The 14,455-nt window shown below is 43.4% G+C and carries 10 protein-coding genes; all 10 read left to right on the top strand.

The genetic code is table 11. From position 1 onward, the window contains the following. The 10 genes from LVD17_RS02460 to tsf all read left to right on the top strand — a co-directional run bounded on the left by LVD17_RS02460 (window position 1) and on the right by tsf (window position 14,267). On the top strand, window positions 1-1,779 hold the full coding sequence (locus tag LVD17_RS02460; RefSeq protein WP_233764544.1) for an alpha-L-fucosidase: 1,779 nt from the start codon (window positions 1-3) through the stop codon (window positions 1,777-1,779). Next, window positions 1,776-4,106 (top strand): beta-N-acetylhexosaminidase, encoded by a 2,331-nt coding sequence (locus LVD17_RS02455; RefSeq protein WP_233764543.1) that lies wholly within the window; start codon window positions 1,776-1,778, stop codon window positions 4,104-4,106. The genes LVD17_RS02460 and LVD17_RS02455 overlap by 4 nt, the downstream gene beginning before the upstream one ends. Window positions 4,107-4,362: 256 nt before the next feature. Then, window positions 4,363-5,016, top strand: coding sequence for a DUF4433 domain-containing protein (locus LVD17_RS02450; protein WP_233764542.1), 654 nt, complete (start codon window positions 4,363-4,365; stop codon window positions 5,014-5,016). 9 nt (window positions 5,017-5,025) lie between these two features. Further along, window positions 5,026-6,060, top strand: coding sequence for a type II toxin-antitoxin system antitoxin DNA ADP-ribosyl glycohydrolase DarG (gene darG, locus LVD17_RS02445; RefSeq protein WP_233764541.1), 1,035 nt, complete (start codon window positions 5,026-5,028; stop codon window positions 6,058-6,060). 595 nt (window positions 6,061-6,655) lie between these two features. Then, on the top strand, window positions 6,656-10,615 hold the full coding sequence (locus LVD17_RS02440) for a GEVED domain-containing protein (RefSeq protein ID WP_233764540.1): 3,960 nt from the start codon (window positions 6,656-6,658) through the stop codon (window positions 10,613-10,615). A gap of 213 nt (window positions 10,616-10,828) precedes the next feature. After that, a complete protein-coding gene (locus tag LVD17_RS02435) occupies window positions 10,829-11,539 on the top strand; it encodes an RluA family pseudouridine synthase (protein ID WP_233764538.1) in 711 nt (236 codons plus the stop codon). A gap of 138 nt (window positions 11,540-11,677) precedes the next feature. Continuing rightward, on the top strand, window positions 11,678-12,124 hold the full coding sequence (gene rplM, locus LVD17_RS02430; RefSeq protein ID WP_233764537.1) for a 50S ribosomal protein L13: 447 nt from the start codon (window positions 11,678-11,680) through the stop codon (window positions 12,122-12,124). Between the two features lie 3 nt (window positions 12,125-12,127). Further along, complete coding sequence (rpsI, locus tag LVD17_RS02425; protein WP_155174053.1) at window positions 12,128-12,514, top strand: 30S ribosomal protein S9; 387 nt, start codon at window positions 12,128-12,130, stop codon at window positions 12,512-12,514. Window positions 12,515-12,557: 43 nt separating this feature from the next. Then, a complete protein-coding gene (gene rpsB, locus LVD17_RS02420) occupies window positions 12,558-13,322 on the top strand; it encodes a 30S ribosomal protein S2 (protein WP_233764535.1) in 765 nt (254 codons plus the stop codon). A gap of 114 nt (window positions 13,323-13,436) precedes the next feature. Continuing rightward, window positions 13,437-14,267 (top strand): translation elongation factor Ts, encoded by an 831-nt coding sequence (gene tsf, locus LVD17_RS02415; RefSeq protein WP_233764533.1) that lies wholly within the window; start codon window positions 13,437-13,439, stop codon window positions 14,265-14,267. Window positions 14,268-14,455 lie beyond the last annotated feature (188 nt).

Here is a 14,455-nt window from a genome sequence, read left to right as displayed (position 1 = left end):
ATGAAGAAAGACATTTCCCGATATATCAGAAGATCTATAGTTGCCCTGGCCTTCGTGTTGTGCATACTTCCATACCCTAACCAGGCACAGCAGAAATATACCGATGATTGGCAAACCCTGCGCGAACGCCCATATCCCAAGTGGTTCAAAGAGGCCAAACTTGGCATCTTTATTCATTGGGGACTGTATTCTGTGCCCGCATACTCTGCAAAGAACAGCTACAGCGAATGGTTTTTGAAAGGGTTGCAAAGTGGTGACTCCACACGGACTACGTTCATGAAGAAAGCCTATGGTGATGGCTTCACCTACAACGATTTTGCTCCGCTGTTTAAAGCAGAACTGTTTGATGCGGCACAGTGGGCGGAGCTGTTTAAAGCTTCCGGCGCTCGTTACGTGGTGATGGTTTCCAAACATCACGATGGCTATTGTCTCTGGCCCAGCAAATATGCCCGGAACTGGAATAGCGTAGAGATAGGCCCAAAGCGCGATATAGTAGGTGAACTTACCAGTGCTGTGAGATCAGAAGGACTGAAAATGGGGCTTTACTACTCCCTGCCGGAATGGAACCACCCGTTGCACCGCTGGGACACAGACCCTCACAGGAATATTGGGAATTATGTGGAGCAGCATATGATCCCACAGTTTAAAGAACTGGTCTCTACCTACAAACCATCACTGATATTTGCTGACGGAGAGTGGTTCAATACCGCGGAAGAATGGCATTCGGCAGAGCTGATCTCCTGGTATTACAATTTGATGGGAGAGGAGGCCGTGGTGAATAACCGCTGGGGCTCGGGCAGCGACATAGGCTTTTTGACGCCGGAATATAGCGCAGGCCTTGAAGCCATGGAAAGACCATGGGCAGAAGTCAGAAGCCTGAGCAGGTCATTCGGCCTGAACCGGAATGAGGGCCTCAACGACTACATGGCTCCCCGCGAACTCATCCATTTTTTTACAACTACCGTGGCTAATGGCGGTGGCCTCATCCTCAACGTTGGCCCCGGTGCAGACGGTATGATCCCTTTGCTTCAACAGGAGCGCCTCCTGCAATTGGGTGAATGGCTCAAAATAAACGGTGAAGCCATCTACGGAGCAGAAATGAACAGCAAGACCAGTGAGAAGTATGAAGCAAAACTATCCAGAGTTGAGGCTAATATTAACTTTGACCTCGTCAGGGATACTCCGGGCTACCCTGTTAAAGAAGACAATTTTACTGCCGTCTGGCAAGGTTACATTCAGCCGGAATACTCCGAAACCTATAGCTTTAGCGCAGAGGCGGATGATGCCATCAAGGTCTGGATTGATGGAAAGTTGGTGGTGGATACCGAGGCTGATAATGTTTCTCCTATAAAGTTGAAAGCCGGAAAAAGATATGCCTTTAAAGCACAATACCATGAAAGTACTCACGATGCCAGCGCGAGGTTGTTCTGGGCCTCTAAGAGCCAGGGAGAAGGGGTGGTTCCATCTGATAGCTTTTACAAAAGTGATCAGGGGGATGAGCATGGCTTGGCGGCTACCTATTCCTCTGAAAGAGAATGGTTGCTCTATACACGTAACCATAATAACCTCTATGCCATAGCCCTGGAGTGGCCTGAAAGTGAACTTGCCCTGAAGTTGCCTGAGCCTAAGCCCAACACAAAAATATCCCTCTTAGGAAGGGAAGGGTACCTGTCCTGGCAATACGACCAGGGAACTTTAACGATAGATGTTAGTGAGATAGGCTATAATGACATACCCGGAAAATATGCATGGACATTTAAAATAGAAGATTATCAATGAAGACACTGACCTACCTTGCTTTGCTAAATATGATCGCCTTTTTAGCATGTAGCCCCATGCAGCAAGATGCTGTCCAACCTCAGCCGCCCGCTATTATTCCTCAGCCTGTTCAGATGGAGGTGATGGACGGGGCCTTTGAATTGTCAGCTAATACAGCAATTGCCTACAGTGAACAGGATGAAAATGCCAAAGTTATAGCCGAAATGCTTAACAACATGCTCCATCCGGTACTGGGACAAAAACTTCAATACGGTGATGATCAGAAGAATGCGATCCGGTTTGTGAAGGACTCATCCATTGAAAACGCTGAAGGCTACAGGTTGAATGTAGATCAAAAAGGCATTACCCTTTCAGCAAGATCAGGAGCAGGCTATTTTTATGGAGTACAAACCTTACGACAACTATTGGAAAATAGTGACATCAGGCCATCGAACAAGGTAATGATACCGTGGCTCAAAATAAATGACCATCCGCGCTTTGAGTGGAGAGGGATGATGCTGGATGTATCACGCCACTTCTTTCCTAAAGACTTCATTAAAAAGTTCATCGACTACCTGGCTATGAATAAGCTGAACACATTTCACTGGCACCTGGTAGACGATCAGGGATGGAGGATTGAAATAAAAAAGTACCCGCTGCTCACCGAAAAAGGAGCGTGGAGAGTGAACAAAGAGAATCTGCACTGGAACTCCCGGTCCACACCAGAAGAGGGTGAAGTAGCAGATTTTGGTGGTTTTTATACCCAGGAAGAGATCCGGGAAATTGTAAAGTATGCAGCGGAAAGACATGTGACCATTGTGCCTGAGATTGAAATGCCGGCACATGTAAGTGCAGCGATATCTGCCTATCCATGGCTTTCATGCAAACAAGAGCCTATTCCAGTTCCATCCGGAGGCGTCTGGCCGATCACCGATATCTATTGCGCAGGTAACGACAGCACCTTTATGTTTCTGGAAGACGTGCTGACGGAGGTTATGGATTTATTCCCTTCTCAGTACATTCACGTGGGCGGAGATGAAGCCACCAAAACAGCGTGGGAGCAGTGTCCTAAATGTCAGCGAAGGATCAAAACCGAAGGGTTGTCAGATGTCCATGAACTGCAGAGCTACTTCATCAGCAGAGTAGAGCAATTCCTTAACGCCAATGGCCGCCGTCTGATCGGTTGGGATGAAATATTAGAAGGAGGGCTGGCCCCCAATGCCACTGTAATGTCATGGAGAGGTATGAATGGAGGGATAGAGGCCGCCAAAGAAGGCCATAAAGCCGTCATGAGTCCGGGTACACATTTATATTTTGATCACTACCAGGGACAGCAGCAGTTGGAACCACCGGCTTTCGGAGGTTATTCACCCATCAGCCACGTCTATACGTTCGATCCCGCTCCTGATTCCCTCGGAGAAGCTGTCGGCTACATCTTAGGAGGTCAGGCTAACCTGTGGACAGAATATGTACCAACCCCGGAGCATGCAGAATACATGATATTCCCCCGCATCTATGCACTGGCCGAAGTTTTGTGGACGCCAAAAGAAAAGAAGGATTGGGACAATTTCATTGACCGGGTCAACAGGCACCTTCCCACACTCGACAAGATGGGTGTGAACTATGCCAAAAGCATGAATAACGTAGACATTGTGCCTGTGTTTAACGAAACAGAAAAGACCATCTCCATGAGGATGGAAGCTGAAAACCCTAAAGGTGACATCTATTATACTACCGATGGTTCAGAACCGGATGCTGAAAGTGAAAAGTATGCTTCCCCATTATTTCCGGGGCGTACTATGCAGATCAAGGCGGGCTTGTTTCAGGGTGATCAATTGGCCGGAAAAATCTCAACTACCCAAATCTTTATTCATCAGGCCTTTGGTATGAAGCCACAGCAGGCTAACCCACCAGCAGAAAAATATTCCGGCAACAACGAATTTGTGCTGACAGATGGTATCCGGGCAAATCTGAACTTTGGAAGCGGCCAATGGCAGGGCTTCAACGGGAAAGACATGGAAGCCGTTTTTAGTTTTGATAATCCGGTTATCGTTAAAAAAGTCAGAGTTGGTGCCCTTCATGATTACGGAAGCTGGATTTTCAGACCTAATCAGGTTACCGTTTATGGCTCTAAAGAAGGCAACATCTATGAGCTATTGGGGAAAACGCAAGCTACACTTCCCGTAACAACAGCAGAAAAGCAAATAGTTCACTTCGATATCCAACTTTCCGGGCAGCAGTTCTCCAAAATAAAAATAGTCGTAGATAACATAGGAACCTGCCCCGAAGGCCACAGCGGCGAAGGGAGTTCTGCCTGGTTATTTGTGGATGAGATTATTATAGAATGAGTAAGTTGTTTGCAGGTAGAAATGAATAAAAAGCAGCTTTACTCTGCGTTTTATTGCTATTTTATACGAGTTTGCCCAACGGCTATTAACAACTTTCTGAAGTGCAGACCGTAATTACAGTGCTTGATATGGAAATGATATAATTTGAATATGTGTAGCGTTGTATATATTTAATTGTTGGGTATCATTTGGTGCCGTGCTATTGCAAACCGCTTAATTTCTTGTTTCTAATTTTGAAATTAGCTAATCTAACGGTATGAATTTGAGCCAAATCAAAATCTATAGAATTCTGCACATTGAGAACATTCCTCATATTCTTGAGAACGGTATAACTCATAAGAATTCACCAAGCGCCAATTCTGATTTCGTGGGAATTGGAGATGTTAGCCTTATTGATAATAGGAATACTAGACGAGTACATGTTGATAATGGAAATACTTTTAACACAATCGAAACCATAACGCTCGGTGATTTTACACCTTTTTACTTTGGTGTTAAGATGCCAATGCTGTATGTAATTCAGCAAGGAGGAAACTTCGTTGAAAAAGCAAATAAACCAGAAGATATCATTTATGTGGCATGCTCCATTGAATCAATAATAAACTCAGACCTCATATATTACTTTTCTGATGGTCATGCAACAGACTTCTTAACAACCTTCTATAATAAAGATAGAGTAGATCAACTACCACTGATTGTGGATTGGCCATCTGTCAAAATGCCTTATTGGGGAGGACAAGAAAATCTTGACATTAAAAGAAAGAAACAAGCCGAATTCTTGGTGCAAGGTGATATTCCACCTGACTTTATTATAGGATTTGGTTGTTATAATGATTCAGCTAAACAAAAATTGATGGAATTCGGAATAGATAAAGAATTAGTTAAAGTCATTCCTAATGCTTATTATTAACCCGTAATTATGATCAAGTATTTAACAGGAAATATTCTCGATAGTAAAGCCGAGGCACTAGTGAACACAGTTAATACAGTTGGTGTCATGGGAAAGGGTATCGCTTTGCAATTCAAGAAAACTTATCCTAACAACTTCAAGGCATATAGCCAAGCGTGTAAAGACGAACAAATTGATATTGGTAAGTTGTTCGTAACAAAAGATAGGAATTTAAGCACTGGTGAGAAATACATTATCAATTTTCCAACTAAGAAAAACTGGAGAAAACCTTCAGAATATGAATATATCGAAAAAGGTCTGGAAGATCTATTAAATGTTATAGACACCTATAAAATCAAAAGTATAGCCATTCCTCCGTTGGGTGCCGGTAATGGTGGTTTAGATTGGCAAAAAGTAAAAAAGATAATTTCAAAATATTTGGATCAAGTTGATGCAGAAATTATAGTCTATGAACCATCGACTTTAATTAAGGAAAAGCTAAAGAGCGAAAGAGTGAAGCTGACAGACGCAAGAGCGTTACTGTTATATGTTTTATTCGATTTGGTGAGAAACGGAGAGTACATATCTGAGTTCTCTAGTGAGAAAGTGGCCTATTTTCTTCAGAAATTTGGAGCAAGGAAATATTTTAAATTAACGTACCAGCCCAACTTTTATGGACCATATTCAGGCAAAGTCAGATTTTTGCTAAATGCTCTAAATGGGAGTTATATCATGGGGTATAGCGATATGAATAAAAAACCTTTTGAGCCATTAACCCTAATTGCTGATGGGTATGAAGAGGTCAGGAGATTTGTAGAAGCTAAACCTGAGCTCAAGAAAATTGCAGAAAATACTATTGAATTCCTCAATGGATTCTATTCGGATTTTGCACTTGAGCTACTTTCATCTATTGATTTCATATCTGAACAAGAAAAAAGCTTAGATCGAAATATCATAAACGAGAGACTAGAGTCATGGAGTGATAGGAAACGCTCAATGTTCTCTAATCCTAAGTACTTAGATATCTCACTCCAACATCTTAGTAAAGTGCAACGATCATTGTAACTAGCAGACGCCCCACAGGTGCTAAAAATCCATAGGCTTATAAGCTTTTGCAAGGCAATTTGAATGAGATACCTTTAAACAAATTAGGCAAAATTCAAGCCTACGGACTTCAACTTGACGTAGAGTACAATTTCCCTTTCAAATTCAATATCACAGGCCAAACGTAATCCCTTTACAGAAGAAAGACTTTTACTGTGTCTTTCCCTCGCATTACGCCATGTAATCAATATCGTATTACTATTGGATAATTTTACATGAGTCCCGCCCGTATTTCCTCCTTAAATTGGAGGTTAATATTTCAAGTAGACCCCTATCTGGTTTATTTGAATGAATTTGCAACCTAAAACCAAAAAACCTATGCCCCTTAACAAAACATCAAAATACCATTATCATACATGAAGGAGCGGATTAACTGCTCAGCGCCGTCCCAAGGCGTAATCATGTAAACATCAAAGTGAACATGGTGATATTGTAAAGCCTCCTGCAAACCCTCTGGTTGCAGGCAACCAATTACTGTGCCCTTTCAGCAAGGGCGTCAGAACCACCTATTTATTTCAAACAACTACAAACAACCAAACCCAAACCAATTCTAACTATGAAAAAGAACTGTTACTTCATACTACGGAAGTATGTGCTACTCATGATTTTACTCATGGGAGCCGTAAGCATGAACTACGCCCAAACCAAAAAGCCCTGGGATGTGCTCAGGGAAGGCGGAACCTACGAGGAAATAAAAAGAGCGACCGATGCCTATTTTGAAACCCATGATACCGGAAGAGGTAGTGGCTATAAGCAGATGCAGCGCATTTTATATTTTATGAAGCGCCGCAGCCGACCCGATGGCTCTATCATAAGCCAGGATGAAAGCTGGAAAAAATATGCTGCCTTCAAAGCTAAAGCCAAGGCCAGCTCGCGTACCAATTCTGTCAACAACTGGTCGCCACTCGGTCCAGGAAGGCTGGAGCAGGTAACCACAAGCTGGGCACCCGGCGTGGGCAGGATACAGGCTTTTGCCCGGTTGGAAAACGACCCCAACCTCATGTATGTCGGCTCACCATCCGGCGGAGCCTGGAAATCTACCGACGGAGGTAATTCATGGATACCCATAGCTGATGACCTCGCCGCTATCGGTGTTTCGGATATTGTCATTGATTATACCAACCCCAATACAGTTTATATCACCACCGGAGACCCAGACTCATGGGACACCTACAGTATTGGCGTTATGAAATCAACGGATGGAGGTATCACATGGCAGTCAACAGGCTTGCAACACGATGTGTCTCAAAGCAAGGCTCTCGGCAGGATCATCATGCACCCAAGTAACCCTAGTATTTTGCTGGTAGCAGGTTCAGACGGAATTTACAAAACAACTGATGCCGGGGCGAATTGGACTAAAATTTATAACCAACGTGTATATGATATCGAGTTTAAGCCCGGTGATCCCAATATAGTTTATGCTACAGGGCCTAATTTTTTAAAATCAACTAATGGAGGTAATTCATTTTCAGTAGTCACCAGCGGGCTGCCATCTTCATTTTCATCTTCATACAGAGCATTCCTTGCTGTGAGTCCTGCTGCACCTGGCTACGTTTATATTGTCTATGGCATAGGTGCAGGGGCAATATACAGGTCAACGGACAGTGGCAGCTCCTTCACCACAAGAAAAAGCTCAGGCAACGGATATAACATCATGGGGTATACGCCGAACGACAACAGCAGCCAGTCCTGGTATGATCTGGATATTGCAGTTTCCCCCACCAATTATAATGAAGTACACATTGGCGGTGTTGTAACCTACCGATCGCTTGATGGTGGTGCCAACTGGTCACAAACCTCCAAATGGACCCACGTAACCGGCCCTAACGGAGTGCCTGCCGTACATCCTGATATCCACGTTATGGAATATGTTGGCAATACGCTCTATATTGGAAATGATGGCTATCTTGTTATGACCACCGACCGGGGAGATTCCTGGCTGAACCTCTCCAATGGCATTGCCACACGACAGTTTTATGGTATAGGAGTTTCCAGACTCGACCATACCATGGTAGCTGGCGGAGCTCAGGACAATGGTACCAGCGTGTACAAAAACTCAACCTGGTATGAGTGGCTGGGGGCTGACGGTGGAGAAGCTATTGTTGATAAAGACAATACCAATGTAGTTTATGGTACTACCCAAAACGGCGGGTCATGGTATAAAAGTACTTCCGGTGGAGAGAACTCCATTAGCTTAAATGGCCCGGGTACAGGAGCCTGGGTAGTGCCCTATGCCCAGGCGCAGGATGTTGCCGGCACTTTTTACGTAGGGTTGTCAGGAGGCACAATAAAGAAAAGTAGCAACAGCATGCAGTCTTGGCAAAACGCAGGCCGGGCAGGTAATGCAACCATAGAAAGCATAGCTATCGCTCCGTCTAATTCCAACTATATATATGCAGCATCAGAAAACGGCATTTATCGCACCACCAATGGAGGAAGCGGTAACTGGACCAACATTACCAACGGCTTGCCTGCTATAGTCAATTATATATCAGTCCATCCCGATAATCCTCAAAAAGTGGCAGTAGCTATCAGGGGGTACAGCGGACAAAAAATATATATATCTAACAATGCCGGTAACAGTTGGACAAACATTTCAGGTACATTGCCAGATATGAGTGCCAATTGCGTAGTATGGCATAAAAATTCTGCCAATGGCATCTATGCAGGTATGGATGTAGGCGTTTATTATAAAGATGACAATACCGGAGGCTGGGTTCTGTTCTCCCAAAGCCTTCCTAATGTAATTGTCAACGAACTGGAAATCCACGAAACGGCCGGAAAGATTTATGCAGGTACATACGGTCGTGGACTCTGGGTTGCGGATGTCTACTCCGCAGGAGGCACAACAGCCCCGGTAGCAGCCTTTGCTGCTGACCAAACTGTGATTACTGAAGGCGGTAGCATCAGCTTCACGGACCAATCTACCAATTCACCAAGTCAATGGAACTGGAGTTTCCAGGGAGGTACACCTTCAACCAGTACCGGGCAAAACCCTGTAGTTACCTATGCAACGGCAGGTGTTTATGATGTAACACTTACCGTAACCAACAGCGCCGGTAATGATACGGAAACTAAAACCGGCTACATTACGGTGGAAGATCCCGGGGTAACATATTGTGCAAGCACCAGTAGTAACTCATCTTACGAGCACCTTGCCAATGTGACCGTTGGAAGCTTTTCTAACCCTTCAGGTGCTACCAATTACTCTGATTTTACCAGTCTCGTTATTCCACTTGCCCAGGGAGGCAACAGCATATCCCTTACGCCAGGATTCAGTGGCCAGGCCTATCAGGAGTACTTCAGGGTATGGGTAGATTTCAATCAGGATGGAGATTTTGACGATGCCAACGAACTGGCTTTTGACTCAGGAAGCAGTAGCCAGACCGTACAAGGCACACTCACTGTACCTTCGGGAGCATTACCGGGAACAACAAGGCTTCGGATATCCATGAAGTACAGCGGAGTGCCCACGGCTTGCGAAAGCTTTCAGTATGGGGAAGTGGAGGATTATACAGCCAATATAGGATCCGGAGCTACCCTTCCTGCGCCATCCAATATGTCAGCACAAGCCGTTTCCAGTTCTCAGATTGACCTCTCATGGAGCGACAACTCTGCGGATGAAGAAGCATTTGAAATTCAGCGTTCTGATAACGGTGGCTCTTATGTTTCCATCACCGAAGTTGATGCAGGTGTTACGTCCTATTCTGACCAGAACCTTCAGGCAGCAACCAGCTACAGCTACAGGGTCAGGGCCAGAAAGCAAAGCAGTTATTCAGCCTATTCAAACAGTGCAGGTGCTACCACACATCAGGCAGTATCATATTGTGCTGTAACCAATGGCAACCCCTCAGGCCAGTATGTAAGACGTGTCAGGTTGGGAAGCATAGACAACACCACAACATATGAAGCAGATGGCTACTCGGATTACACCAGTATATCTGCCACCGTGGTTCAGAGTGGTTCGGAAACACTGGTGGTCACTCCGCAATACACCTGGGCAGGATCAAGGGCCAAGGCATGGATAGACTGGAATAAGGATGGAGATTTTAATGATGCAGGCGAAGAAGTGCTGAGTGGAATAGGAGCCTCTGCATCATATTCATCTACCGTGTCGATCCCTTCAGGAACCAGTGGGGTGTACAGGCTAAGAGTGAGGACTACCTACGGAGAAACTCCAACGCCATGCAATGACCAGTACCATAGTGAAATGGAAGACTACACCATCAACGTGTCTCCGTCAGCAGTAGCACCGCATCGGCAAGAAGAGGTCACTGCCGAAATCAAGCAACTGGTGGTATATCCGAACCCAACCCAGAAAACCATTTATATCAGGCTGACCGGAGCGCAAATGGAAAACGCAAAAGTGAGCGTATTGAATGTAGCAGGAAAGATAGTCTACGAAAGCAATTACGCCGGCGAACCCATTCATCTCGACAGGCTGGTCAAAGGAGTTTATATTGTGAAGCTGATGGTAAACGATAGCAGCTATGAGCAGAAAATAATCCTGGAGTAGGTTACTCGGGACTTTGACGGAGACTTAATCTGTCAGTTGAAAAGAAGGTGCCTCAAAAGTTAAACGTCCTTAATCAGGATAAGTAGCTTTTTGGTACCTTCTTTTGTTAAAGTAGTCAGTAATTCTGTCGGCAATCGGCAAAAGCAGTTGGCAAACATATGCCCCAGTACCCAGTTCCATCCCGGAAATCAGAAAAAACATTACCTTTGCGGCATGGCAAAAATGAAGTTTGAGGATTTAATCATTTGGGAAGACGATAACTACATCGTTATTAATAAACCGGCATTTATTTCTACGCTTGCTGACAGGAATGATACTGTGAATATTCTTGAAATGGCAAGGGCATATCATGAAGATGCCCAGGTGTGCCACCGGTTGGATAAGGAAACCACCGGAGCGTTGGTTATTGCCAGAAACCCTGAAGCATATCGCCACATGTCTATTCAGTTTGAAAACAGGGAAGTGAGCAAGATATACCATGCGGTTACAGACGGCATTCACGACTTTGACAATAAAGAAGTAGACAGGTCGATCCTAAAACTGGGCAACGGAACTGTAAGGATTGATTATAAGGGAAAGGAAGCACAGACCTTTTTTAATACATTAAGAGCGTACACTGCCCACACTTTGGTGGAGTGCAAGCCCATCACCGGCCGCATGCACCAGATCAGAGTACACCTGAGTAGCATAGAAGCTCCGATTACCGGTGATGAAATGTATGGAGGCAAACCTCTGTATTTGTCATCCATCAAGCGGAAGTATAACCTGAAGAAGTGGACAGAGGAACAACCGCTTATTAAAAGGCTTGCATTGCATGCTCGCAGTCTTACCTTCAAAGTACTCAATGGCAAAGAACTCTCTATTGAGGCACCGTACCCTAAAGACTTTAGGGTACTTGTGGAGCAGTTGGATAAGAATAACTGATGGGACGATTTAGATGGGATAATGAGCAATTCAAATATTTTCAAGCTCCTGTTGCATTTAAAAATATATACATCTATCTTTGTGTCCCTTTTTCAGGGGCGAATTATCTATTGTCAAAAATTATAAAGCTTTTACAGCGTGGATACTTTAAGTTATAAGACAGTTTCGGCTAACAAGGCAACAGTAAACAAAGGTTGGGTCATCGTTGATGCCGAATCTAAGGTTTTGGGCCGGTTAGCTAGTGAAGTTGCGAGAGTGATCAGAGGAAAACACAAGCCTGATTTTACTCCGAATGTTGATTGTGGAGATAATGTTATCGTTATCAATGCAGATAAAATAAAGCTGACAGGAAAGAAATGGACTGATAAAGTTTACATTTCTCACACCGGTTACCCTGGTGGTCAGAGATCTGCTACTCCAAAGGAAGTTATGGCCAAGAAATCATCTACAATCCTTGTAGAGAGAGCCGTAAGAGGAATGCTCCCTAAATCTAGATTAGGAAGAGTTCTATTCAAGAATTTATACGTTTATGAGGGTGCCGAGCATCCGCATGAAGCTCAAAAACCTAAAGAAATTAAACTATAATCAATGGAAGTAATTAGTTCAATAGGAAGAAGAAAGACCTCAATTGCCAGAATTTATATGACTTCCGGTAAAGGAGAGATCACTGTAAACAACAAGAGTGTGGAGGATTACTTTCCTGCGGGTATTTTACAGACTATCGTTCGCCAGCCGTTAAATACTGTTGGTCAGGATGGTAACTTCGATATTAAGGTTAATGTTGATGGTGGTGGACCTGCTGGTCAGGCAGAAGCTATCAGACTGGCATTATCAAGAGCATTGTGCGAAGTAGATGCTGAGAACAGATCTCCTCTTAAAAAGGAAGGCTTTCTTACCAGAGACCCTAGAATGGTCGAAAGAAAGAAATACGGAAGAAGAAAAGCGAGAAGAAAGTTCCAGTTCAGTAAACGTTAATATTTACTGTTAACAGGATATAAAATAAGAAAACAAATAATTAATGGCTGATAAATTAGAATATAAAGACTTACTTGATGCTGGTGTTCACTTCGGACACTTAACGAGAAAGTGGGATCCCAAAATGGCTCCATACATTTTTATGGAGAAAAATGGTATCCACATTATTGATTTAAATAAGACCCTTGAGTGCCTCGACAAAGCATCATATGCACTTAAGAACATCGTAAGATCAGGAAGAAAGGTTTTGTTCGTAGCTACTAAAAAACAGGCACAGGATGTTGTGACTGAAGAAGCTAAGAGATTAAACATGCCCTATGTAACTGACAGATGGTTGGGTGGTATGCTTACCAACTTTGCTACTATCAGAAAATCATTGAAGAAAATGTCTTCAATTGATAAGCTGATGAAAGATGAGGCTTACCTTAACCTTGCAAAAAGAGAAAGATTAACTATCACCCGTGAAAAGGAAAAACTCGAGAGAGTACTTGGTGGTATCGCTGATCTTAACAGGCTACCAGCTGCACTTTTCGTGATCGATGTTAAAAGAGAGCATATTGCTGTAAAAGAAGCTCAAAAGTTAAATATCCCTGTATTTGCTATGGTGGATACTAACTCTGACCCTACAGGGGTAGACTTCCCCATTCCGGCAAACGACGATGCGTTCAAATCTATTTCGCTTATCACAAAGCAAGTGGGTAAAACCATCGAAGAAGGTTTGATGGAAAGAAAGAAGGATAAAGAAGAGGCAAACCTACAGAAAGAAGAAGAGGCTAAAAAAGCAGCAGACAAGGAATCTGTAGAATAAACAAAATAAATTATACCGATAGATAATTCAAAAAGATTGAACATTGGCCACAAACTGATGTTCAATTTTTTATTAAAGACAAATCAAATTAAGAATATTAAAATATAAGTAACTATGGCTATTACAGCAAAAGACGTAAATAAGCTTAGGCAAATGACTGGTGCCGGAATGATGGATTGCAAGAAGGCACTTACCGAAGCTGATGGCGATTTTGACAAGGCAATAGACCTTCTAAGAAAGAAAGGGCAGAAAGTATCAGCTTCAAGAGCTGACAGAGATACTACAGAAGGATCTGTTTTCGTAAGAACAAACGGTGATGGTACAGAAGGTATCCTTATTGCTTTGAATTGTGAGACTGACTTCGTTGGAAAGAACGAAGAGTTTCAGAACCTTGGAAATGCTATTCTTGATGTTGCTTTTGAGAAGCAACCGGCCAATATCGATGCTCTTAAGCAAGAGAAACTTGGAAATCTTACGGTAGAGGAAAAAATCACTGAACTTGTAGGTAAGATTGGTGAGAAGATCGAGATCAGTGAATACGTGAGAGTAAATGGTGAGGCTGTAGTGCCATACATTCATGCTGGTAGCAAATTAGGAGTATTGGTATCTCTTAAAGGTGTTAACGGTGCTGATGTACAGGAAGCAGGTAAGGATGTAGGTATGCAGATTGCTGCCATGAATCCTGTAGCTGTAGATAAGGATGACGTTGATGCTACAATAGTTGAGAAGGAATTGGAGATAGGTAAGGAACAGGCTTTGGCTGAAGGGAAGCCTGCAAACATTGTAGAAAAAATAGCTGAGGGTAAGCTTCAGAGATTCTACAAGGATAATACTTTGTTAAACCAGCAGTTCGTTAAGGATAGCTCTGTAACAGTAGCAGGCTATCTTGATAGCATATCAAAAGGTTTAACAGTAGCAGAATTCAAAAGAGTAGCTATAGGATAAAAATAGTTATTTGATAATAGGAAAGCCGTTGCGACTATGTTGTAACGGCTTTTCTTTTTTATCAGCCTTCCGTTTATGTAAAACATCCATTTGCTATTTGGGAGGAGCGGCATGCATTGTAAATTCATATCATTCTGATCGTGAAATTCTTGATGTTTTGTTCCTGACTCAATGCAATTGTAGTGTTG

It is taken from the genome of Fulvivirga ulvae (assembly GCF_021389975.1).
Taxonomy (GTDB): Bacteria; Bacteroidota; Bacteroidia; order Cytophagales; family Cyclobacteriaceae; genus Fulvivirga; species Fulvivirga ulvae.
The sequence above is the reverse complement of the archived record's forward strand: the minus strand, read 5'-3'. Positions and strand labels throughout refer to the sequence as shown.